Source organism: Bacillus sp. FSL K6-0042 (assembly GCF_038006685.1).
Taxonomy (GTDB): Bacteria; Bacillota; Bacilli; order Bacillales; family Bacillaceae_G; genus Bacillus_A; species Bacillus_A pseudomycoides.
Map to the genome: position 1 here is coordinate 4,879,436 of NZ_JBBOVS010000001.1, position 22,583 is coordinate 4,902,018.

The window sequence follows — 22,583 nt, forward strand, 5'->3', positions numbered from 1 at the left end:
AGGTATTTTCTTTAAACTCACATTATCAAAATTAAATCACTGCATCGAAGTCATTTGATTTAGGCAGAGAAGCTGCTTTTTTCATAAGCACTTCCCATAAGTGTACGGATTTCTTCCATTCGGCTGCGGCCTGTCCCTTTTGATACATAGCGTTCTCATAACTGAAAGTAAGTTGTTGCATATCAGTCGAGTTGTAAAGTGTATCGATGCGGAGAGCGTATTCTCGGAATGTTTGACTTTCACCTCGTGGTATGCCGATTCTCGCAAATTGTTTTAGAAGTGCACCGTAAGCTTTTAGATAAACAGCATCATCTTTTCGGTATTTATAGAAAAGAATAATAAAAAATGTAATCCATTTCATTCTAGTGGTGAAGAGAATGTATCCCATGATACTAATCGGTATCGTAGAGAGGAATACGTACCACCAAGAAAACCCATTTTTAGAATTTGTGATCTTTTTAGTAGAGGCTTCTTCTGTATTTTCTATTAAACTTTTGAGCTTTGCTTCATTGTTCCGTTGGTGTATTTGCTCGTTTTTAGAATTATTTTCTTCGCTATTTTGTGAAGTAGAAGCAGGAGTATTATTTATAAAATTATAGGGATTGGTAAATCCTTTTGTTGGTTCGAATGGAATCCATCCGTATCCTGGAAAATATACTTCGACCCAAGAGTGTGCGTTATTGTTCGCGATTTTATAAACATTCTCACCTTCTGTACCAGCAAATGTATTCTCAAGAGTTCCTTCTGTATAGCCTTTTACCCAGCGAGCGGGAATCCCGACAGAACGAAGTAACACGATCATAGACGCCGAAAAATTATTACAGTAGCCGCTTTTTGTATCAAAAAGGAATTGATCTACATAATCTTGGTTTTTGGCAGGAATCCTGACATTCATTGTTTCGTATACAAAAGAATTGTCTGTGAAGTAATTTTCAATAGCTAATACTTTATCATATCGGTTGTCTTTATCATTTGTAAGATTGACAGCCAAGTCTTTTACTCGCTGCGGTAATGATTCGGGAAGTTGTGTGTACTTTGTCATGAAATAAGAACTTGTTTCATGACCTTCATTCGTTTTTACAGCTTTCAAATTTTCTATGGAAAACCTCGGGATCTCATATGTCACTTTATACGAATTTAAAGTAGTAGAAGAGTCTCCGTGCATCGTATAGATTTTTTCTGAAAATGGGTCAACACTGTATGATACATCAGAAGAAGCCTCAACTGATACTAATCCTGCTGGATAGGTAAGGTGAGGATAACTTTTTTGCATGGTGATTGTTGCTTCGGTTGTCTCCGTTTTTGTATTTTGTTCGTACCACCTCACGACGTCGTTTTTATTTTTAAAAGAAACCTTTTTCGGCTTTTCAGAAACCTCCCAGCCTTTTCCTGTATAAAAATCTTTTGTTTCTACTCTCCAATATTGTTTGTTTTGCGTTTGTGCTGTAAAAACAATTGTATTATCCGCCTTAAAAGGACCGCCTAATTGCGAGTCATCTAAACCATACCCAATTTTAGAAACTTCTTGTTTTTTACTTGCTTCGGATGTGTTGAATTTTAAAAAATCCATTGGGTTTGGCCATTGAGGGCCAAATTTTGGAGCAAAGTATGCGATGGTTGCTGACAATACAATAAATATTGTAAGAGGCCTAAGTAATTTTGAGATTTCTCTAGCATAATTTTGTGAGTTTTCAATCTCTTTTATTCGTTCTATTTGAAGAAGACTAAGCATAAAAAAGCCGATGACAACAGTACGAATAATAGCGTAGTTTGCATTGTATAAATGTAAGTTATGAAAAGTTGTGATATAAATAATAGTCAATACAAGAAATAACAATCCACGTTTTTTATGAATCATCCAAAAAGAGATGAAAGAACTCAAAAACCAAAATGATAGAAAAAATAAAAATGTCGGAAAAACTGGAGAAATATCTAGCAAATTCCCCTGGAAAAACAGGGAGGAATTTCGAGAAATATCAGAAAAAAACGTTGTTAGCCAAGATGGATTTATAAAAGCATTTTTATAATACAGGGAATGAATGATGAATAAGATCGTGACGATCTTTATTGCAATCTGCCACCTTGTTTGAAAAAAAGAGAGAGTGAAGCAAATTCCTATAAATATTACAAAAATATCTAAGCTACCTACGTTTGTAATACCTATAAGGGGTCTTAGCCATTCTAGTAAAAGAAGAAGTCCACATACATGCATGAAGAATCTGCTCATATCCCATTGGTTTTTTGTTTGTAATGTTATCATTTGCTCACCTCAAAAAACACGTTTGTATACCGGTTTTCATAAACCGCTTTTACAAATATTTTTCGTTTTTGTAGAGTTTCTAGTATACTTAGTTCTCGATGTGAGAGTTGGTTCGCTTTTTCTTTCACGACAAACACCATTAATTTTCTATTTTTTATAGCAGCACAATCAGCTGCCTTTTGAATATCGGGAGAAAGATCGCTTGTCACGAGTATAATCGTTGCGGACTGATAAATTTTTCTTAATTCCATTTCTACACTTCGAGAGAGCGGGAATACACTGTCTGCTTGTACTTTCGCTAAATGACAAAAGACTTGTTGCAACTGAGTATCTCCATTGTCTAAAGGGAAAATAGTTCGTTCTTTTCCGACAGACACGAATGACGCTGGTGAATTTTGCTTCAAGACAGCCCTCACAATAGAGGCAGTAAACGTTACGACTGATTCGAATAGAGGGGATTGGGTTCTGTCCATGAATATCATGATATTATGGCTGCGCTGTTGTTCAAACTCTTTCGTCATAATATTGTTTGTTCGTGCAGTTGCTTTCCAATCAATCCATGAAAAGCGGTCACCAGGTTTATATTCTCTGACACCGACAGAGACCGTAGAGTCTTTTGCTAAATTTATATTTGCTGAAAGCGCTCCTTGTTCGAAATGATTTTCCAATTGTCGATACGTTATATCTACATACTGGGGATAGACTAAAAATGTATCTGGAACTGAAAAAGTTACTTCTTTCTCCATCATACCGAATAGATCGCCAGTTTTGACACGTACGCTTGAAAAAGTGTGCTCTCCTCTAGGGATTGTGTCAATAACATATTGAAACGAAATATTTCGTTTTAATCCTGGAAAGAGTATTACCTTATTCGTCTTTGTTTGTCTACAACTTGTAAATTGTGGTGGCAGTTCATCTTCTACAACTAAATAAAGTAAGGGAAAAGGAAATTTTCTTTTTATTGTAATAGTGCTTAAAAATTGTTCTCCTGCTACATATTCGTTTTGGTTTGTTATTCGTTTTACTTCAGCATCAAGTAAAACGTAGAAGGGGAGTAGTAGTGAATAAAGGCCAATAGGAATCGTACTGTAAAACAAAAACCAACTTACAAATCCTCCTTGAAGCATAGCGTACATAAATGTTAAGACTAGGCATAAAGGGATTAGCAATAACTTGGTAACGTGATATAGTGCTCGTAGTAGTCGTTTCATCAAAGGTTCATCGTCCTTTGAGTCGGCACGGTAGTTCGTGCAACGATTTTGGCGATAACTTTTTCTCCTGTTATTCCTTCAAATTTTGCTTCCATTTTTAGAATAAGTCTGTGAGCTAAAACGTAAGGAGCTAAAAATTTAACATCGTCTGGAATAACATAATTTCTGCCATGGATGAATGCATAAGCCTGTGAAGCTTTCATTAAAGCAATTGAGCCGCGTGGACTTGCACCTAGCTGTATAGAACTATAAGAACGAGTCTGATTAACAAGCTTTACAATGTAATGCTTGATTGCTTTGTCCATGCTTACTTCCCGGACGCTTTGTTGTAAATAAAGTAATTCTTCTATTGTAGTAATAGCTTGTAAACGGGAGAGTGGATTTATTTTTTCCATTCGGTTTAAAATTTCAAATTCTTCTTCTGGTGTAGGATATCCCATTTTTAGCTTCAACAAGAAACGATCGAGCTGAGCTTCTGGTAAAGGGTATGTTCCCTCATATTCGACCGGATTTTGAGTAGCCATTACAAAGAACGGTTTTGGTAACGGTCTTGTAATGCCATCTATTGTGATATTGCCTTCTTCCATACTTTCAAGTAAGGCAGATTGTGTCTTTGGAGATGTACGATTAATTTCATCAGCAAGTACAAAATTCCCCATAATTGGTCCAGGCTTGAACTCAAATTGGAGCTCTTTTGGATTATAAATAGAAACACCTGTTACATCTGACGGCAGTAAATCAGGTGTGAATTGAATTCGCTTGTAATCGGCATCAATTGATTTAGAAAGAGCACGTACTAGCATTGTTTTCCCGACACCGGGAACATCTTCTAATAGTACATGACCTTCAGCTAAGAGGACTGTCAAGGCTAAAGATCGTTTCTTTTCGTTTTCCGACCATTAATTTTTCAATATTGTTGATTATTTTTTCTACAATGGGATGTAATGAATCAAGCTGGGTCATCGTAATCCTCCTAATTTTATTATCGTTTTCTAATTCATTTAGTGGAAAATAGAACTTATGTTAAAGAAAAGGAGTTCCTTCATTTTATTGCAGTATGATAGTAATCTAAGAGGTAATTAGTAATGGTATTATATAAGTTCATATTGAGAACTTATATAAATAGGAAGAAACTTACATGTTAAAAAATCATGGTGATATACTTTATAATTTCTATGTCCTCAAAGGAAATCCTACTCTTAATTTCAAAAATATTCAGATTATAAATTCGGATTACATCTAGTATAATTGTTGCCGTAACCAAGGGCAAAACAGTAAATAATGATTTCTAGTTTTATGTATAATAGTATCGTTGAAGAAAAATAAATTCCTTACATACAATAAAACAATAGGATAATCCGTGTCGGAAGGTGACGAATATATAATGCTTGATCTGTCATGTATTCTATTGGAAGGGACTATTTTGTCTGTCGTTATGCTTGTTACGTTGTATTACAATCCACGAATCTGGCTTCATGATTATCCAAAAGATATTCAGCACATTGCAAAAGGTAGAACAAAAAAGGAAACTAGACAATTTTACTACATTACAATATTTATTAAGGAAGAGATAAAAATTTTCGAGTAAAGCGTTCGTTTTAAACAAAAGGCTGTAAAGTGACGGAACACCATACAGCCTTAATGGGGTTCTCGCCACATCGCCACATCGCCATCAAGCTAAGAAAAGCGAATACCCCGAAACAAGAAAATTGGCATCTCCAGGTGAAAATGTACAATTTTTTGTTTTGGGGGCGTTATAAAATTCTTAAGTTGATGGGCATGGGGTTCGACCGAGATACATGTAATTTTGGGTCATAGCCTGTATTTTATTTCCAATACCATATTTTGTTGTAACAAAAAGGTTTGAATTCAATTATGTTACGAATTATTTTTGATACAGTATTTTGTTACAGCTAATTCAATAACTAAGACATCTCATATTTTCAGATGTTCCATTAAAAAAATGTTTTAGGCTATAGAAAAAAGTATTAGACTGTTAAAAAATAGTTGTAGACTGAAAAAGTGTTTTCTGTACATGAAAGCACCTTTTTAGTATGATCACCTAGAAATTAGGAAACTAACTAGATTCTTAAATAATCCCACATTTTCTCAGTGCATAGTCGATTCCGTCTTCACTGGACTTTTTCGTGACGAAATCTGCAACTGCTTTTAATTGTTCATTGCCATTTCCCATAGCAATCCCTAGTCCTACTAATTCCAACATGTCTATATCATTTCCACCATCTCCAAACGCAATAGCTTCTGATTTATCAATTTCAAAATACTGTAAGACTTTTTTTATTGCTAAAGATTTGGATACTTCTTCTTGTAATACATTTAAAATAAAAGGGTGCCATCTGCTAAATGTTAAATGTGGGAACTTGTGAATGTATTTCTTCACCGTTTCATCGGTAGCATACAAACACATCAAATAAACCTCTTGATTATAAATATGTTTATTTATAGTTGGATAATCATTTAATGACAACGTTTCACTCAATGCTGCTAGTATTTTTTTATCTTTTATACCATTCATACTAAAATCTTCTGTAAAGAACGATAGCCCGTTATTTTCAACATATGCAAATTCAACCACTTCACGAATAATGCTTTTATCCATTGGTACTTTATGAAGAACTTCTTGAGTATGCTTCACATAAGCTCCATTCGCTGTGATAAACGTATCTACTCCTAATTTTCTTATTTCATTGCACATGGATAACGGTCTTCCTGTTGCTGCAACTACCCTTAACCCTTTATTTTTCAGTGCTTTTATAGCTTCTTTAGTATTATCTGAAATACGACCATTCTCATGGTGTGTAAGGGTTCCATCAACATCAAAAAATACAATTCTATAATCCATAAGATAGCTCCTTTAATAATTAATAAATAAGTTAGAAGGTAAGTGCCTGAAATTAAAAATAATCAGAAAATTATACATTCTAATAATATAATAAGTATAAATATGTTAATAAGCAACATTTCTAACGAGAGTATAGTTTAATAAATAATTACGCTATACTTATGCTTAAATAAATATATATTATTGGAGATGTTGAAGGATGGGAATTATTAATAAACATATCACTCTCGATGAAATAGAGATAATAAGAAACTCATTAGATAAATTGCATGAATACCATAACAGTAAATCAAAATTTTTTTCTGGTGATTATCCAAGAATTACATTTGAGGAACGTATTGAAGAATATAAAAAAAATTCAAATAATCACCTATAATATGTATCACCCTTTTACTTCTTGTTCAACAATTGCGCCCGGTTGTTGGATAACAAATCTATGTTAAAGTTTAGATGAGATTGTGAAGGATTCTCTTAAACTAACGTGTAGTTTAGTTTAAGAAGGAGTAATACATAGAAGGGGCATTTTGTTACTACAAACGAATTATTTATACATATGCTATACAGTAAAGGAAATGTAGGGAGTGTCTTTATGCCATTAGTAAAAATTTATTTTAAAAAAAGAAATGGAATAGATAAAAAATTGATTGCTTTTACTGTAAGAGAGATACTTAAGGATGTTTTTTAATGAACATATTGATAAGGACAAGCATATATTGTAATAGGACGAGTTCTTCGTGTCCTATTCAATGCTCAGGGTAAACCCCTAATCACATTGAGAGCATCCAATAGCGAGGATGCTCTCTTTTTGTTGGATAAAATTAACATTCAAATTAAAGGATATTTATAAAAATAGGTAGAATCTAATTATATGGTTTATATTTTAATCCAAGGGGTACAAATTCGATGCGACGTGAAAAGGATTTGTTGAAACAATGGAAGGCGGATTTGCAAGCTGTTCAAGAAGAGAAAAGGCTGAAGAAGAAGGCTAAGAAAAAGAATAAGAAATATAGCATTCCTGGTAATACAGCTGGCTTCATGAATGGCAAGAATACCTATCGTAAAGAGAATGGGGTATGGAAGCAATCTAATAGGAAAGGTGTCTAGTAATGGATTTAACACTTAAAAATTTAATGGATGGTTTATTTTAGGTTCTATTATAGGAATGGTTACTCTTAGTCTTCTGTACCTATGGATATCTCCATATTACAATGCAACGGTATCTCGTTTTTACTTAAATTTAGTGAATAGAAACCATACTGTGGGAGAAAAAACAGTTATCTAGAAGAGGTAATATTAGCTTCTTATGAATTGTTCTATATGGGGTGCCGTCAGGAAAATGCGGATTTACAACGGTAAGCCCATTTTCAAGGCAATTCCCCCGTTAATATAACTTCCCTGACGTTAGCTGTCAGGGAAGTTATATTATAATAGGCTATATCAATTGTGATTGGAGTGTTATTGGATGCAAACAAAAAAAGTGTATCTTTATGTATTTAATACAATGTCAGACTGGGAATATGGATATTTAATTGCTGAACTAAACTCGGGAAGATATTTCAAAAAAGATTTAGCACCTTTAAAAGTAGTTACAGTAGGAGCTAATAAAGAAATGATTACTACGATGGGAGGACTGAGCATAAAACCAGATATTTCCCTTGATGAATGTACTCTTGAGAGTAAAGATCTTTTAGTTTTACCTGGAGGGAATACTTGGAGAGAAGATATTCATCAACCTATCTTGAAAAAAATTGGCGAAGCTTTAAATCTTGGCACTATTGTTGCTGCAATTTGTGGTGCAACTGAGGCCCTCGCAAATATGGGATGCCTAGATTCTAGAAAGCATACAAGCAATAACTTAGAGTATATTAAAATGGTCTGCCCTAATTATAAAGGGGAAAAATTTTATGAGATGGGACCTGCGGTATCTTGTGAGAATTTGGTTACTGCATCAGGAGTAGCTCCTCTGGAATTTGCGATGGAAGTACTGAAAAAATTAGATGTATTTGCACCAGATACATTACATTCATGGTATAACCTAAATAAGACTCATAAACCTGAATACTTCTTCCAGTTAATGAATTCAATAAATAGATGAGCTAAAAAAATCAACTTAGCAGTTTTATATTAGTTTAAATAATTACCATGCTTTAGACGATATCAAAGCATGTTTTTTGTATATAACTTAAAAATGTCTATGGGGGGGGACCGCCACATCACAATCAAGCTAAGAAAAGCAAATACCCCAAAACGAGAAATTTGGCATCTCCAGGTGAAAATGTACAATTTTTTGTTTTGGGAGCGTTATAAAATTCTTAAGTTGATAGGCATGAGAGGTAAAGTATCGCAACTTTTTATGAACATCGTGACTTTATTTCAAATCCACAGTAATATCTTTAACATGGAGTTATTTTGCCAAAATACAGGATTATATACAAGTAAAGTAAACTATTATAGTGAGAGAGGAATAATTCAGTTTTCCTTTTTAACGGGTACGCATAAGTTATTCATATTCTAGTTTTTTAAATGACTTTATTGTTACTGATTATGAGTAAAATGAGTACAGGTCTTAAAAGAATAAACAACTATTTTGAACACCGTTCGAATTATTTGGACGGTGTTATCAGTGTTTATAAGGGCAAAAGTAAACAACTTTATTATGATAAAATACGAAAAACGATTATTGGTAAATAATGTATCGTCGTGACCTAGTTTTACACGTATCTCGGCTGAACCCCTACATGGAATGTTACAACTTAATATGGAATATTATATTCGTATTAAGTTATTAGGAACATCTAATGTTGTTTCACAACTGAAAGGAAATTGAAAAAAAACTGAAACTTTTCTCATTAAAATTCAATCTTACTTAAAAAATGAAAGGAAATTGAAATTTACCAAAAGAAATTCTTTGTTAAAATAAAAAGCATAAATACAAAAAAGTATTGACAAATGGAGAAAAATGTATTTTTCGAGATATAGTGGGGGAAAAAATGAGATTAGAAAAACAATTAATAAAAAAGATATATTATGAAACATTCCTAATGGAGAATGAAACACATCCACCTCTTCAAGTACTTGGAGGAGCTTATTTAAACGAACAAAAAAATGAGATTTCCGATGGATCTTATATTCGTTTTGCACAAGGTGAATTTTATTATCACCATCAAGATTTTGAAACAGCTATTTTTAAATGGGAGAAAGTCAGTAATGAATTAGCACCATGGGCACAAAAAAATATTGCGGATGCTTACTTCGAACTTAACCAATTATCAGTTGCTGAAAATGTTTATACCTCCATTACTACTGATAACAAAATACTTATGACCGAAATTGTACTGCAATTACTGTCTCTTTACATCGAGCAAAATAATCTTGATTCAGCTTTCGCTGTTATTAAAGAAGCGGTTTCTTTAAATCCCGATTATCCAAACGTCACAACAATTGCACGTTCCTTTTATGAAGAACAGCAAGATTTTGACAGTGCAGTAGAGCTTGCTGTGAATGAGTTAATTCGAACAGAATCTTTTCCATGGTTTGAGGTTCTAAAAGAATATATCGATAAAGGATTTACTAAAAATATTTCACCAGACTATTTTTATAAAGTATTAGTTACATTAAATAATGTAGATCAAGTACAATTTACGCAAATTGTTTCATCACTTTGGCACAGCTATAAAAATGAACAAAATTACTTATTATGGCTTAAAACAATAAATGAATTTTTCTTACATATCGAAATACATTCGTCCGATATATGGGACAAAATTTCTTCTCTTTACGAAGAAACGTACTTTGAATTAATTCAAGGTCAATATATGCTAAGACAATTACACGATATCATTCCAAACTTTTTAGCAAATTGGTTAAAGGTAGCCAATCCGTCTCATGCTGTATTTCCATCTGCAGCAGTATTGGCATGGGATGAGATTTTCCCTTCCAAAATAGATTCAGCAAATATAAAACATGCGGAAAACCTACTGTCATATTCTATTAATCATGTGAATGGCTTAGAGTATAGTTTACATCTTTTTGAATCTATTACACAGTGGGCACAAAAAAATAATTTAGAAATTGGTCATCGATTTAGATGGTTAGTTGGCGAGCTTGCAGATTTAAGAACAAATCGCCTTTTAGTAACTGGAACTTCAGGAAACGGAAAAGCTTCATTTATTAACTCTATACTAGGAGAAAATATATTAGAAAACTCAATCTCAAATGTAGTTGTCTTTAAAAATGATGCTCATACAGAAATTAACGATATAACAGATTCAGCAATTACAACAACTGAGAATTTCTCTGATTTCCATAACATGATGTCTCTACACCGCCAAACATATAGAGATAGAGCATGTGTTGAATTTAAATTACCATGCAGATTTTTAAGTAAAAATAAACTTGCATTCGTTGTTACACCTAGCTTTAATAGGAACAACGACACTAGAGATGAGACATTCGAATATTTAAATTCTGTAGACGAATTATTATTCGTATTGAATGCGGATTCACCTTTTACTGACAAAGAACGTGACATTCTATTAAGTATTCAAGAACATACACCAAATCTACAAATTCATTTCTTATTAAATAAAATCGATAACATTTACAGTGAAGCAGAAGCAAAAAGAGTTATACATGATACGCAAGCGAGAATAAACGCATATTTCCCGCATGCGAGAATTTTCCCTTACTCTTCGTTATATACAAATAGTCAACAACTAAACGATTTAACTGAGTTTATTCATTTTAACTTTAACCATAAAAATATCGATGCAGAACGTACTGAAAAGCTATTGTTTTTCATTCGAAAAACAATTACATATCTTTTGGATAAACGCGTCGAGATGGAAAACAACCTAGTGGATTCTATTAATTGGAATGAAGATATGTTAGTTAAACTAAATGGTTTTATTAATAACCTTACAGCTTTTGAGAAGGAAAAAATTCATTTAATTACAGAATCATATCGTACAATGAAAAACGAAATTACCAATGATCTTACAGAGCATATTCCGAAACTATTGCAGAGTTGTTCTGATTTAATTAGTGAAGAAAGCGATTTTGGACACATTGATATTGAACTAAATACAGCGATGAACGAAAGAGTTCAAAAATATCTAGAACAAACTGTGTTACCTAATCTTGCTCGCTCTATGCAAAATTGGATTGCAACTTCTAATAACGAGTTCCTTCAAAGTCAATCGTACTTAGAAGAAATCAGTGAAGGACTTAATTCTTTATGTGGAGAAAATCGAATACGGTTAGAATGTGACTTTAAAGTGCTTGATGACTGGCGCAGAGATACTGATAGAATGACAACTAGAATACAAATGGAAGAAGTAAATATCTTACGCCGATTTACACCAGCACAATTTTTACTGAAAAGTGCCGGTAAATTATTTGGAGTTCTTCCTAAAAATAAAGCTATGCTATATAACAAATACAAACAGTATTTAGAAAATGAAGATTATACCGATGTAACGGCTTCTATTATGAACAAATTTTTCTTGCAATTTGAGCTATTTGAAAACGCACTAGAGCGGGATATTCATATGTTCTTTAGAAATCCATTTGGCGCGTTGAAACAAGCTGTAGCAAACACTCATTTAGAAATACAAGAAAAACAAGATACACTGCATAAAATGAAATCAAATCCTGAAGTTTATCATGATTCTATAACGCTCTTTGAATTGAGATTACGTCAATGTGAAGTAATCTTAAATATAGGTGAGGATAATTCCTATACAGATTTAACTTTAGAAACAAACATAGAGTAAACAAAAAATAACTCCAAAATCAACTTTTAATATATATTTTGGAGTTACTTTACGTTTACGTAGAGAAAATGCACAAAAAAATCATCAGACGTTGACCTGATGATTTTTTTCTTATGAAGCGGCCTCCACCTTGTTAAGGTTTGTTTGTGTTAGAACGGATGTTCTGAGTGCATTTTCATGTCTTTTGTAGGAAATTAAAGTATTCTAGAGAATACTTTAATGTTGGGGAGTAAGACGAAATTTCAATTTGAGGAGAATTTTATATGATAAGGGAATGTAAGTTTGAAGATTTAGAGCAGCTTATAAAAATGAGTAGTATGGAAGTAATAGATCATGATTTGAATAATATGATGAAAATTTTTAGGGACTCTAAAAATTTTTTAGTGTGGGATGAATTAGGAGTAAAAGGCTTTGCTTATGTGATTATAAGAAATGAAGAGAAAAGAGAGTGGGATATTCAAGTTTATGTAGATCCAAGAGAAAGAAGAAAAGGAATCGGTACGTTACTTCATCAAGAAATTTATAAGATTGTAGAAAGTGAAAATCCGAGTATTTTAGTAACCGGAGTGAGGGTAGATAAAGAAAATCCAGCTGCTTTTTACGAAAGGTACGGGTATAAAAAGTGGTTTGGATCACCAAGTATGTGTTATACGGGAGGAGTTCAACCAGAGGTAGATATTGAATTCATTCCCTATGAAGATAAGTTTTACGAACAATATGCCGAGTGTAGGACAGAATGTTTTTATGAAATAGCTGTGAAAAATGATTTTAAGCCCTATGTAATCCCGCTAAATGAAAAAGACAAAAAGACGTTATCTAACAAGCCGATATATGTAACGTTACATAATGACCAACTTGTAGGAGCAGTTACTGTTGAAGATGGATATTTAGATCATATTATGGTTTCACCGGCATATCAGGGGAAGGGATATGGCAAAAAAATTACGCAGTTTGGGATAAATAAAGCATTAAGTAAAGGGGCTACTTCTATTCAACTTTGTTATATAGAAGGGAATAGTAAGGCAGAGAATCTGTATAAATTGTTAGGGTTTGAAACTTTTCAAATTATGCATGTGTATAGGGAATTCATGGATTAATAATGTTTTAGATAGCAAATGTCTACCAAATAGAAAAATGAAGTGCACCCCAATAGTTAGAGTGAGTTTAACAATTGAGATGCACTTCATTTTGCATAGGTGGGGGTTATTTGGCTTATCTTGATAGTCAATGGCAGTAAGTCCTAACACTTTCCTTGCGACGGTTAAACATAGATATGCATTTATTTGTAGTCTACTTGACCTTAATTTTTTTGTCTAGTTCAGTGTAGCCTATCTATTTGTTTTGTATTTATTTGGTAAATTAGTGTTGTATACTTAATTAAAAAAAGTGGGGCGTGTATATGGAATATGTATTAGAAACATCTCATCTTACAAAAATTTATGATTCCAAAACAGTAGTCGACAACATATCATTACATATTAAAAAAGGTGAAATATATGGTCTGTTAGGAGAAAATGGTGCAGGGAAAACCACAACGATAAGGATGATAATGGGGTTATTAAAACCAACTAAAGGTAATATATACCTTTTTGGAAAAGAATTCGATTTCAATAATCGGGAGGTTCTTAAAAAAATTGGTGTTATTATAGAATATCCAGGTTTTTATGGTAATTTAAATGCAATTGATAACTTGCGTATTAGTAGTAATTATATGGATATACATGAATCGAAAGCAATTGAACGAGTTTTAGATATTGTTAATTTACAACATGCTAGAGATAAAAAAGTAAAAAACTATTCTTTAGGTATGAAGCAACGTTTGGGTATTGCTCGTTCTTTACTACATAATCCTGACTTATTATTATTGGATGAACCAACAAATGGATTAGACCCAGCTGGAATTAGAGAAATACGCAAATTACTTATTCATTTGGCTGCAGAACATCAAAAGACAATATTAATATCTAGCCATATTCTTAGTGAAGTACAGCAGTTAGCAAATAGAATTGGAATCATTCATGAAGGTAAATTACTAAAGGAAAGTAGTATGCGAGAATTAGAGGGGAATTTCAAAAAACATTTGAGTCTAAAGGTTGATAAGATCGATGAAAGTATTAATATTCTTAAAGGTATGATAAATAAATTAGATTATCAACTAACTCCTGAACGCATTTTGATAAATAACCACGTAGAAAATACAGCACACTTAAATACAGCATTAGTCAATTCTGGGATTGGTGTTTTTGAAATTGTAACACTAAAACAATCACTGGAAGATTATTATATGAATATAACAGGTGGTGAAAAATGATGCAAGCTGTACTAAAATCAGAACTGATTAAACTCAAAGGTTCCAAACTATTATATTTGACTACTTCACTACAATTGATCACCGTATTACTTGTATTTTTTATATACGCTTCAAACCCTAAATATTCTATAGCTCAAACTGGGTGGGATGAATATTATCAAACAATCTATATATTCTTTAACCTTATGACTGGTACTGCTACTTTCTATATTGTAACTGGATATATATTTTCTAGAGAATACCAAGAAGGCACCAATCTCATTTTATTTACAAGTCCTATTTCTAAGTTGAAATTTTATTTTGGTAAATTATTAATTATATTTAGTTTTATTGTATTTACAATGCTTATAATACTTGTTCTACCTTTCTGTTTAGGTATGTTAATTACAGATTTACCTTTTACATTTAAATTATTCATGAGGCAACTTAAAGTAGTATCATTAATGGCAATCATGCATTTTTGTTTAATACCAATAGCTTCTTTGATCGCTATAAAATGGAAGAGTTTTCTTTATGTAGTAACATTGATGTGTTTAGTTTTATTTTTCAACATTATGTTAGTAAATTCACCCGGAAATTTTTTGTATCCTTGGATAGTACCACTTATATTTAGCCCTCATGAAGGTATGGGACGAACATTCATTAGCTATCCAATTGGAACTTGCAGTATTCTCTTTATTTTGATATTAGGTCTCACTTTGTCAATCTATGAATATAGAAAAATTAGATAATAAGCCTCTGATACAAGAACTTCATGCTGAAAGAAGACTTGATATTTATGTTAATATCGATTATTGAACTACCCCCACCTACCTCTACAAGAGCTTTGAGGTGGGGGATTCTCGGTTAAAATGATAAATAAATTTATTCGTTTACGAAGTTCGAATATAACTAAATGTAAAAATATGAAAATAAATTCCTTCATTATATTGACAATGGAAACAAATTACAATAAAATTTGATTGATTAATCAATCATTTATTATGAAAGGAGTATCTGAATGGAACCTAGACTTACTAATGATGAAAAAAAGAAAAGAAAAAGATCTACTATCCTAAACGCCGCAATTAAATTATATAGTGAGAATGGTTTTGCAGAGACAAAAGTTGCCGAAATAGCAAAAGAAGCAGGAGTTAGCTTTGGTACCGTATTTACGTATTTTGATTCAAAAGAAGCACTATATGAATCAGCGATTTTGGAGCCATTGGAGGAAATCAAACCATATTTTATTGAGATAGAAGAACACTTTAAAGGTGAGCCTCTTGAAGTTGTGAAGGAAATGATAGATTGCCATGTACAACTCTTTTCAATGAAAAGTGAATACCTACGCCTAATTCAGCAGGTTCTTGCGAGACCTGATCGATTTCCAAAGCTTTTTAAAGAACTAAACGATTTCGTAAATGTATTTATAGACTGTATTCATCCGGTTATTGAAGCAGGGCAAAGGCTGGGTTACTTTTATGAAGAATCACCTTCATTAGTTGCTGGGTCGTACTTATCCATCTTAAACGGAATGCGTTTAACGTTTATTGATGAATATACAAACTTGATGTGGAAGGATATAACGATACAAGCCCTAAGATTATTTGGACCTATCTCTAATAAATAAGGAGTGATTTATATGAAATTGAGAGATATACATCCCAACATCAAACTTCGCCTGGCCATGCAATTTCTAGGCAGCCTTATTTCCATGGCTGTTATACCTTTTCTGGCAATCTATTTTGCTCAGAAAATCGGAGCTACTGAAACGGGTATTATTCTTATAATAATTGTGATTAGTGGGATCATTGGAGGTTTTATCGGGGGGCATGTCTCAGACAAAATAGGTCGGAGAAAAATAATGATTTATTCTGAGCTTGGTATATTGCTTTCGTATCTGTTTATAGCACTTTGTAATTCCCCTTGGTTTAACCTTCCTTATATTTCCGCAGCATTCTTTATCATCAATATGTTTTGTGGAGGAATGTTTCAGCCAGCAGCACAAGCTATGATCATTGATGTTACTAATTCTGAATCGAGAAAGCTCGTATTTACAATTAGCTACTGGTTGGGTAATTTATCAACTGCTATTGGAGGAATCATTGGAGCATTTCTTTTTAAAAACCACTTGTTCGAGTTATTTATTGGGATTTCACTAATCTCTTTGTTATCTGTATTCATGACCGTATTCTTCATCACAGAAACCTATACACCTGAACCTTCATCTACGTCTTCTAATTATAAGAAAAAATTTTCATCAATAGAGATGTTTCAAACCTATTCGACCGTTTTAAAAGATAAGCTGTTTATGTTTTATATTTTCGGAGCGATCTTGATCTTTTCCTTGGAACAGTCTTTAACAAACTATATTGGGATTCGTCTTGAAAAAGATATACCCCATCATTCAGCTTCATTGTTTGGAATAGATTTCATGCTTGATGGCACAAAGATGCTGGGTTTTCTCCGAACGGAGAATACAATTCTTGTAGTTCTCCTATCAAGTGTTGTATTATTCTTATTTAAAAAGTGGAGTGATCGCTGGACTCTAGTTACAGGGATGTTGATCTTTTCTATATGCTTTAGTGTTTTTGCTTTTACAAATAGCGTGTTGTTTCTTTTTATTGCCATGTTTATTGGAACCATTGGTGAACTGATGTATGTTCCTATTAAACAGGCGATGATAGGGGAACTCGCACCACCTAACGCTCGTAGCACCTATATGGCTTTTAATAGCTTGACTTTCTACGGAGCAATGATTGTATCTTCGTTGTTGATCATCGTTGGAGAGTGGATTCGTCCCATATATATGGGGGGATTGCTTCTTATTCTAGGATTAACTGGTACATTTTTGTACTACATAATAACAAAAACGCTAGACTCTAAAGTTAGTGAAAAGAATGAAAGAAAAGTACCTGTTTCTTATTAAAGGGTTGTTTTTCCACTAATGCATGAAAAGAAACTAACTGGAAAACGATCTTCCTCAATCGGAGCATTTAATGGAGCATGTTTGTTGAACTAACGAAACATCATAAGGAAAATTATAGAATTTACAAAGGCAATAGGTACATAAAAAGAGAACATATTTATTAATGTTATTTAAGTTACTGAAAGGAGAAAATAGAATGAAAGATAAATTATTGAGGGTTGGAACTATTTATATTCCTGTTACCAATGTAGAACCTTCTTCAAAATGGTATGTAAACAAACTAGGTGCAGAGTTAAGCTATAAAGACGAAGACAAGGCTATTCTTAACTTTGCAAACCAAAGTTTTTTCCTGGTTAAATCCCAAGAAAATCAAAGCTTAAATTTTCACGATTTTTGCGGTGAAGAGCGCTTCTCTTTAACATTTGAAGTTAATGGTTTAAATGCACTTGAATCAATCCATAGTGATTTTATTAAAAAAGAAATAAAAGTTGGAGAGATTGAAAACAGAGGACATACTGGAAAGAATTTTGTTTTTTATGATTTAGATGGTAATAAATTTGATGTTTGGAGTGAATTAAGTTCCATCTTCAGAGAAAAATACCTAACATTGCAATAAGAGATTTTAATTATTCAATAAACAGTAGATTTACAGAATCAGTCTGGCCAAAATTAAAAAGAGTTCATCCACCAAGTGTTTGAACTTATAGCATAAAATACGATCTCGCTAGAAATATATGCGCTATATTCTCTTTTAGTTTATCCTTGCACCAGAACCTTTATATGTACTATAAGGTAATACAGTAAGAAATACATATCAATTTGCTTAGTGATGATGAATAAGGTGTAAATTTGAATACAATATATAGATGAATAATATATAAAGGAGCTCAACTCTCAATGGCAAGAAAATTATTAACACAAAGGTTTCCTCTTTTAATTCCTATTAGAATCAGACAACGTAGGCTGTTTAAAAAAATAAGCGATCGTCTTGAAGGTCATAAATTTTCAAAAACATTTGAGCAAAATCCATTACCTTACAGAATTTATAAACATAAATCTTTGCTTATTAGAAAGTTAGGTGATACGGATATACAGCTACAATATAACAAAATCACCAATCTAAAGCTAGCCGTCTGCAAAATAAACCAGGTTGTAATTAAACCGGGAGAAACATTTTCATTTTGGCATCTTGTTGGTAATTCCAGTGAAAAGGCTGGATATAAAGAAGGAATTATTCTAATGAATGGCGAAGCGATAAAGGGAATAGGCGGTGGTCTCTGTCAGTTAGGGAATCTTCTCTACTGGATGTTTCTTCATTCAGAGTTGGAAACAGTAGAAAGATATCGTCATAGTTTCGATCCATTCCCTGACTATGGACGTGTGATTCCATTTGGAACAGGCGCCACTTTGATGAATGGTATTATTGATCTCAAATTGAGAAACAATTCAAATATTTCCTATCAAGTCAATCTACATCTTGACGAAGAATACATCTATGGTGAAATTAGGGCATCCCAGTATCCTCCATATACGTATTCTATCGTTGAAGAAGATCATCGTTTTGCAAAAAAAGTAGATGGTCAAGTATACAGACAAAATAAAGTTTATAAAAAAATAGTTGATCGTGTCACAGGTAACTTAGTTGACAAAGAACTAGTCATGGAAAATGATTGCTTAGTAAAATATGAAGTAGATGATGAGAAAATTGTGGGTTCTTTATAGACAAGGATCTTCACTCATCTAAAGATATTTGAAAAAACTGCGTAGATAATTTTAAAATAAAATCTTTCAAGGCAAAAAAATATGGTTGAAGTGGATTTTTTTGATTTATTATAAAATGCTGGATTGTGGGTTTTAATCAAGCCTTATTTCAAAGTAACATTTAAGAATGTACGGATGGGGATAGACTCTTTGTTTTATTTTCAACATACATATCATAATTGACAATAAAGCAATCGTATGTTCTATATAGTAAATTATGTTCCTCACTGTATTTACATAGTTCTGTAATAAATTCTTTTTTATCTCTAGATGCTTTAATCGATGTTAACATACCTGAAAACAGTTTCTTGGTTGCTGCTGGTTTTACCGGGATTTTAGTATACAAATATAAGAAATCACTCAGATCCTTTAAAGTTCCGAATTCTTCAAAACTCTGTTGGAAAATTGGTTTTTCGTTAAAATCAAATAATCGTGTTAGATATACATATGTCTTCTCTGGTTTATCAGGAAAATTCTCCAGGTGTAGTCCTAATTCTTTTGCTGCTTCAAATAATGTAACACGTTCCGGAACGTGTTTGTATACCGTAACAGTTGCGTAGACAGGGGAATTAATAACTTTAGCAAATAGGACCCTATTATTTCCATTTATTACATAAAAATGACCTTTATACTCTGTTAAAAAGATGCTATCTCGCTCGTACCCACTGCGCCCCTTTAATTTAGCACGTATAGCTGGAGGACTTTGTAGGTATTTTTTGTAATACTCAGGGTTCTTTAGGTATTCTTTCCATTCATCAAAATGTTTCGTTTTTTCAAACGCATCTAATACGCTAAAGTCTTCATAACTACCGTGAAATATACTTGTAATTTTTGTGCAGTCTACTACTTTTTCTTCAGTATTTTCTTCACAACAGAATGTATGAAGGGTAGGAAAGATATTCATCTTATGATTTATACGTTCTGGGGGATTTTTTCTATCAATTCCAAGTTTATTATAAAAGTCTTCTAGATTTACCATTATTATTTCTCACTCCCAATAGAAATTTATAATAAATATATCCATTATATGGTAGTACACTTTGTATCTTAACCTTAACTGTTTTCTTATTAAGAAGACGAGATAGAGAGATGTTAGCACTTCTTGTTTTCATTGTATTGTACTCATGGTTTCTTTATTTCCTTTTATATGGGTACTAAATAGGGACGAACAGCAACTATTAGAAAAAGGAAAACCAGTTGAAATTGTAGTTGTAAGTAAAAAAGAACTGCCTGCAAGAGGAGGTACCGATTATACGGTAGAGTATGACTTAGATAATAAACTATACAGTATTCACGTAAATAAACCTTTCTATGATGGCGTAAAGAAAGGTGACACATTCGAAGCGATTCAGTACAAAGGTAGAATTAAGATTGACCCAAAATACCATATAGGAGTATACGAATGAGCAAAAAGAAACAGATAAACTTAGGAAAAGAGTCAGATGATTTTGAAGAGTTAGATAAGAAACCCGAATCAGAAAAGAAAAAGAAGACTTGGATTTACATTAGTCTTTTCGTTTTACTCTTTGTTGTACTTTCTGTAATTGAGGGGTTTCAAGATAGAGAACTAATTCGTAATGGTAAGCCTATGGAGGTGACTGTTATAGACAGACAAATCGAAAAAGAGCATATCATATTTAAACACCCTACATTGACATTATACGTAGATAATGAACTTCAAAAGGTATGGGTAAAGCAAGAAACATATGATAAGGCATTATTAGGCAATAAGATTCATGTAATTAAGTATAAAGGTGAGGTTAAACTAGACCCTAGATATGATTATGAGGATTTAGTAATAGAACGCTATTAACCAAGTAAGTTAAACAATTTAGGAGTAAGAATTAACGTATGGAACATGATATTAAAAGTATTGTTGATTATACCTATTACAGTTGCCTTTACTTTGTATCCTTTCATGACTGAACATACTGTATCAGCAAACAATGGTGATTATAAGACTTGGAAACAGTATGAAGGTAAACGTCAAGTAACTTCAAAATATACAATAAAGATTGATTTTAGAGTTGCTTGACGTTTACTTCACTTTTTTCGATTAAAGACTTTTGCCTACAAACTGCATTTCCCGCTGCAATTTCATAAACGAACGGTACATGCCAATTCTCCAAGAGACGATCATCGCAAAAGCAAGTAAGAAGAACATACCGCTTAATTGTCCTAAATCAATTGATTGACTTAAATATTCTTTCATACCGAGGCGGACAGCTAGTAAACCGACTAAAATAAAGATGAATGCTTTAGAAGGTATTAAAAAGATGTCTTTTCCACGTATTTCAAATTTTGACGTTTTAATAAGAAAAATAGAGAAAAATAAACCAACGATAACTGCTTCGAGAATTTCAGATGATGTTAAGCGAAATTCTGGTAAGAAGTACATGCATGCTCCCGTACTCATAAAAATTGGCGGGAGTATAATTTTTTTAAGTGTTACAGGTTTCTTTGCTGATTTTAAGCGAAGAAACATCATTCCAACAGCCATACAAAGAGCAATAATACTTGATAAAACAGCTAAGCTCATGTTTGACCTCCTTTTATCCTTTGAATGATTTTTTTAATAGAATCATAAACCAAACGAGAGCGATACCAATGATCGTATGAGACATTCCTGTAATATGACTTAATCCTTTAAAATCAGCTCCATTGATTTGCAGAAGTCCGCGCGCTGCCAATGAAGATACTGTTAAAACTAATCCTACATTATAGACGATGAACCACATGTTAAAACTTTTTGCCTCATGGAATGCAAATGATTTTGATAGGGCTAAGGCAATTAAGAAGAATAAAAATCCAAGAACTAACACATGTGTGTGTAATAGGTTTAGTAAAGTCGTACCTTGAATTCCTTGCGCTTTTGCATATTCTCTCGCGAATATACCTGATAATAAACCGATAATTAAATAAGTGAATGCTGCATTATATAACTTTTTCATCATATACCTCCTAGGTAGCATTAGCAATGTTTATTTTTGGATAGTAGGCTGCGATTATTAGTGGTTTGTCATTCCGTATATAAGGCCAGAAATATATGGGATCAGCCAAATGAACCAGACGATAATACTTAGCTTGTGGAATGTTGTCATCATTTTTGTATCTTTTTTGATTAACACAATTGTTGCCCAAACAGCATGGAATAACATCAGTAAAATGGCGGCTAAGCCTGTGATTCCGTGGAAACTGAATAGGGATCCTGCTCCTGCCATCTTTTCCATTAATGTAGTTCCGAGTGTATCACATACGAGTCCGAGCCAAAAAATAACGACATGCCAAGGTTTTAATGTCTTTTGGAATTTTTCACTCCATACGCCAATTGTATAAAAAATGAGTGCAGCTGTAATACATGTAATAGCAGATGCCAACACGTTCATCATTCCTTTCTAACAGTCATGTTCCTTATATAAATCATGTTACATGAGAATTATGAATAGAATATGAACGCAATATTACATATGAAATTGGCGTAATTATTATATTTAA

21 protein-coding genes and 1 pseudogene are annotated in these 22,583 nt (G+C 32.7%); 14 read left to right on the forward strand and 8 right to left on the reverse strand.

Annotated features, from left to right (window positions below):
- Positions 1–31: 31 nt before the first annotated feature.
- The 3 genes and pseudogenes from MHH45_RS25135 to MHH45_RS25145 form a co-directional block, all read right to left on the reverse strand.
- Positions 32–2,260, reverse strand: coding sequence for a transglutaminase TgpA family protein (locus MHH45_RS25135; protein WP_088094491.1), 2,229 nt, complete (start codon positions 2,258–2,260; stop codon positions 32–34).
- Positions 2,257–3,471, reverse strand: coding sequence for a DUF58 domain-containing protein (locus tag MHH45_RS25140; protein WP_016115883.1), 1,215 nt, complete (start codon positions 3,469–3,471; stop codon positions 2,257–2,259). Before MHH45_RS25140 ends, MHH45_RS25135 begins: the two co-directional genes overlap by 4 nt.
- Positions 3,471–4,434: pseudogene (locus tag MHH45_RS25145) on the reverse strand (AAA family ATPase). Before MHH45_RS25145 ends, MHH45_RS25140 begins: the two are co-directional and overlap by 1 nt.
- Before the next feature lie 460 nt (positions 4,435–4,894).
- Here MHH45_RS25145 and MHH45_RS25150 point away from each other — a divergent pair.
- On the forward strand, positions 4,895–5,059 hold the full coding sequence (locus MHH45_RS25150) for a hypothetical protein (protein ID WP_229161835.1): 165 nt from the start codon (positions 4,895–4,897) through the stop codon (positions 5,057–5,059).
- A gap of 501 nt (positions 5,060–5,560) precedes the next feature.
- On the opposite strand, the gene MHH45_RS25155 is transcribed toward MHH45_RS25150, so the two are convergent.
- Positions 5,561–6,334, reverse strand: a complete 774-nt coding sequence (locus MHH45_RS25155; RefSeq protein WP_016115880.1) for a Cof-type HAD-IIB family hydrolase — start codon at positions 6,332–6,334, stop codon at positions 5,561–5,563.
- A 199-nt stretch (positions 6,335–6,533) separates the two neighbouring features.
- Between MHH45_RS25155 and MHH45_RS25160 the strand changes: the two genes are divergently transcribed.
- The 11 genes from MHH45_RS25160 (at position 6,534) to MHH45_RS25210 (ending at position 19,049) form a co-directional block, all read left to right on the forward strand.
- Positions 6,534–6,710, forward strand: a complete 177-nt coding sequence (locus MHH45_RS25160; RefSeq protein ID WP_016115879.1) for a hypothetical protein — start codon at positions 6,534–6,536, stop codon at positions 6,708–6,710.
- A 527-nt stretch (positions 6,711–7,237) separates the two neighbouring features.
- On the forward strand, positions 7,238–7,438 hold the full coding sequence (locus MHH45_RS25165; RefSeq protein WP_016115878.1) for a hypothetical protein: 201 nt from the start codon (positions 7,238–7,240) through the stop codon (positions 7,436–7,438).
- 358 nt (positions 7,439–7,796) lie between these two features.
- A complete protein-coding gene (locus tag MHH45_RS25170) occupies positions 7,797–8,429 on the forward strand; it encodes a type 1 glutamine amidotransferase family protein (protein ID WP_016115877.1) in 633 nt (210 codons plus the stop codon).
- A gap of 895 nt (positions 8,430–9,324) precedes the next feature.
- On the forward strand, positions 9,325–12,108 hold the full coding sequence (locus MHH45_RS25175) for a dynamin family protein (RefSeq protein ID WP_016115876.1): 2,784 nt from the start codon (positions 9,325–9,327) through the stop codon (positions 12,106–12,108).
- Positions 12,109–12,371: 263 nt separating this feature from the next.
- Positions 12,372–13,205: a GNAT family N-acetyltransferase gene (locus MHH45_RS25180; protein WP_016115875.1), complete on the forward strand. Its 834-nt coding sequence runs from the start codon at positions 12,372–12,374 to the stop codon at positions 13,203–13,205.
- A gap of 302 nt (positions 13,206–13,507) precedes the next feature.
- The gene (locus MHH45_RS25185; RefSeq protein ID WP_016133212.1) at positions 13,508–14,419 is read left to right on the forward strand and encodes an ATP-binding cassette domain-containing protein; all 912 of its coding nucleotides are present in this window, start codon (positions 13,508–13,510) and stop codon (positions 14,417–14,419) included.
- On the forward strand, positions 14,416–15,150 hold the full coding sequence (locus tag MHH45_RS25190; RefSeq protein ID WP_016115873.1) for an ABC transporter permease: 735 nt from the start codon (positions 14,416–14,418) through the stop codon (positions 15,148–15,150). The genes MHH45_RS25185 and MHH45_RS25190 overlap by 4 nt, the downstream gene beginning before the upstream one ends.
- Before the next feature lie 269 nt (positions 15,151–15,419).
- Positions 15,420–16,028, forward strand: a complete 609-nt coding sequence (locus tag MHH45_RS25195; RefSeq protein ID WP_016115872.1) for a TetR/AcrR family transcriptional regulator — start codon at positions 15,420–15,422, stop codon at positions 16,026–16,028.
- Between the two features lie 12 nt (positions 16,029–16,040).
- The gene (locus MHH45_RS25200) at positions 16,041–17,327 is read left to right on the forward strand and encodes an MFS transporter (RefSeq protein WP_016115871.1); all 1,287 of its coding nucleotides are present in this window, start codon (positions 16,041–16,043) and stop codon (positions 17,325–17,327) included.
- 196 nt (positions 17,328–17,523) lie between these two features.
- Positions 17,524–17,943 (forward strand): VOC family protein, encoded by a 420-nt coding sequence (locus tag MHH45_RS25205; protein WP_016115870.1) that lies wholly within the window; start codon positions 17,524–17,526, stop codon positions 17,941–17,943.
- 281 nt (positions 17,944–18,224) lie between these two features.
- On the forward strand, positions 18,225–19,049 hold the full coding sequence (locus tag MHH45_RS25210; RefSeq protein ID WP_016115869.1) for a VanW family protein: 825 nt from the start codon (positions 18,225–18,227) through the stop codon (positions 19,047–19,049).
- Between the two features lie 160 nt (positions 19,050–19,209).
- Here MHH45_RS25210 and MHH45_RS25215 read toward each other — a convergent pair whose 3' ends face one another.
- Entirely contained in the window at positions 19,210–20,067 is an 858-nt protein-coding gene (locus tag MHH45_RS25215) for a hypothetical protein (protein WP_016115868.1), read from the reverse strand.
- A gap of 145 nt (positions 20,068–20,212) precedes the next feature.
- Here MHH45_RS25215 and MHH45_RS25220 point away from each other — a divergent pair, with 145 nt between their 5' ends.
- Together MHH45_RS25220 and MHH45_RS25225 are read left to right on the forward strand one after the other, a co-directional pair.
- Positions 20,213–20,494 (forward strand): hypothetical protein, encoded by a 282-nt coding sequence (locus tag MHH45_RS25220; protein ID WP_016115867.1) that lies wholly within the window; start codon positions 20,213–20,215, stop codon positions 20,492–20,494.
- On the forward strand, positions 20,491–20,901 hold the full coding sequence (locus MHH45_RS25225; protein ID WP_088094492.1) for a hypothetical protein: 411 nt from the start codon (positions 20,491–20,493) through the stop codon (positions 20,899–20,901). The genes MHH45_RS25220 and MHH45_RS25225 overlap by 4 nt, the downstream gene beginning before the upstream one ends.
- A gap of 243 nt (positions 20,902–21,144) precedes the next feature.
- Here the strand turns inward: MHH45_RS25225 and MHH45_RS25230 are convergent, their stop codons facing one another.
- Genes MHH45_RS25230 through MHH45_RS25240 form a run of 3 tightly spaced genes read right to left on the reverse strand, consistent with a single transcriptional unit; the run spans position 21,145 to position 22,468 of the window.
- Entirely contained in the window at positions 21,145–21,627 is a 483-nt protein-coding gene (locus MHH45_RS25230) for a CcdC family protein (protein WP_016115865.1), read from the reverse strand.
- Positions 21,628–21,640: 13 nt separating this feature from the next.
- Entirely contained in the window at positions 21,641–22,039 is a 399-nt protein-coding gene (locus MHH45_RS25235; RefSeq protein ID WP_016115864.1) for a DUF2871 domain-containing protein, read from the reverse strand.
- A 57-nt stretch (positions 22,040–22,096) separates the two neighbouring features.
- Positions 22,097–22,468, reverse strand: coding sequence for an HsmA family protein (locus MHH45_RS25240; protein ID WP_016115863.1), 372 nt, complete (start codon positions 22,466–22,468; stop codon positions 22,097–22,099).
- Between the last annotated feature and the right edge of the window lie 115 nt (positions 22,469–22,583).

What these genes read in the sequence shown, in the direction of transcription:
- MHH45_RS25205 (WP_016115870.1), top strand. Translation starts at nt 17,524, where the DNA reads ATGAAAGATAAATTATTGAGGGTTGGAACTATTTATATTCCTGTTACC.
- MHH45_RS25190 (WP_016115873.1), top strand. Translation starts at nt 14,416, where the DNA reads ATGATGCAAGCTGTACTAAAATCAGAACTGATTAAACTCAAAGGTTCC.
- MHH45_RS25135 (WP_088094491.1), bottom strand. Translation starts at nt 2,260, where the DNA reads ATGATAACATTACAAACAAAAAACCAATGGGATATGAGCAGATTCTTC.
- MHH45_RS25155 (WP_016115880.1), bottom strand. Translation starts at nt 6,334, where the DNA reads ATGGATTATAGAATTGTATTTTTTGATGTTGATGGAACCCTTACACAC.
- MHH45_RS25230 (WP_016115865.1), bottom strand. Translation starts at nt 21,627, where the DNA reads ATGAGCTTAGCTGTTTTATCAAGTATTATTGCTCTTTGTATGGCTGTT.
- MHH45_RS25140 (WP_016115883.1), bottom strand. Translation starts at nt 3,471, where the DNA reads ATGAAACGACTACTACGAGCACTATATCACGTTACCAAGTTATTGCTA.
- MHH45_RS25165 (WP_016115878.1), top strand. Translation starts at nt 7,238, where the DNA reads ATGCGACGTGAAAAGGATTTGTTGAAACAATGGAAGGCGGATTTGCAA.
- MHH45_RS25170 (WP_016115877.1), top strand. Translation starts at nt 7,797, where the DNA reads ATGCAAACAAAAAAAGTGTATCTTTATGTATTTAATACAATGTCAGAC.
- MHH45_RS25235 (WP_016115864.1), bottom strand. Translation starts at nt 22,039, where the DNA reads ATGAAAAAGTTATATAATGCAGCATTCACTTATTTAATTATCGGTTTA.
- MHH45_RS25215 (WP_016115868.1), bottom strand. Translation starts at nt 20,067, where the DNA reads ATGGTAAATCTAGAAGACTTTTATAATAAACTTGGAATTGATAGAAAA.
- MHH45_RS25180 (WP_016115875.1), top strand. Translation starts at nt 12,372, where the DNA reads ATGATAAGGGAATGTAAGTTTGAAGATTTAGAGCAGCTTATAAAAATG.
- MHH45_RS25195 (WP_016115872.1), top strand. Translation starts at nt 15,420, where the DNA reads ATGGAACCTAGACTTACTAATGATGAAAAAAAGAAAAGAAAAAGATCT.
- MHH45_RS25175 (WP_016115876.1), top strand. Translation starts at nt 9,325, where the DNA reads ATGAGATTAGAAAAACAATTAATAAAAAAGATATATTATGAAACATTC.
- MHH45_RS25160 (WP_016115879.1), top strand. Translation starts at nt 6,534, where the DNA reads ATGGGAATTATTAATAAACATATCACTCTCGATGAAATAGAGATAATA.
- MHH45_RS25210 (WP_016115869.1), top strand. Translation starts at nt 18,225, where the DNA reads ATGGCAAGAAAATTATTAACACAAAGGTTTCCTCTTTTAATTCCTATT.
- MHH45_RS25185 (WP_016133212.1), top strand. Translation starts at nt 13,508, where the DNA reads ATGGAATATGTATTAGAAACATCTCATCTTACAAAAATTTATGATTCC.
- MHH45_RS25225 (WP_088094492.1), top strand. Translation starts at nt 20,491, where the DNA reads ATGAGCAAAAAGAAACAGATAAACTTAGGAAAAGAGTCAGATGATTTT.
- MHH45_RS25200 (WP_016115871.1), top strand. Translation starts at nt 16,041, where the DNA reads ATGAAATTGAGAGATATACATCCCAACATCAAACTTCGCCTGGCCATG.
- MHH45_RS25220 (WP_016115867.1), top strand. Translation starts at nt 20,213, where the DNA reads ATGGTTTCTTTATTTCCTTTTATATGGGTACTAAATAGGGACGAACAG.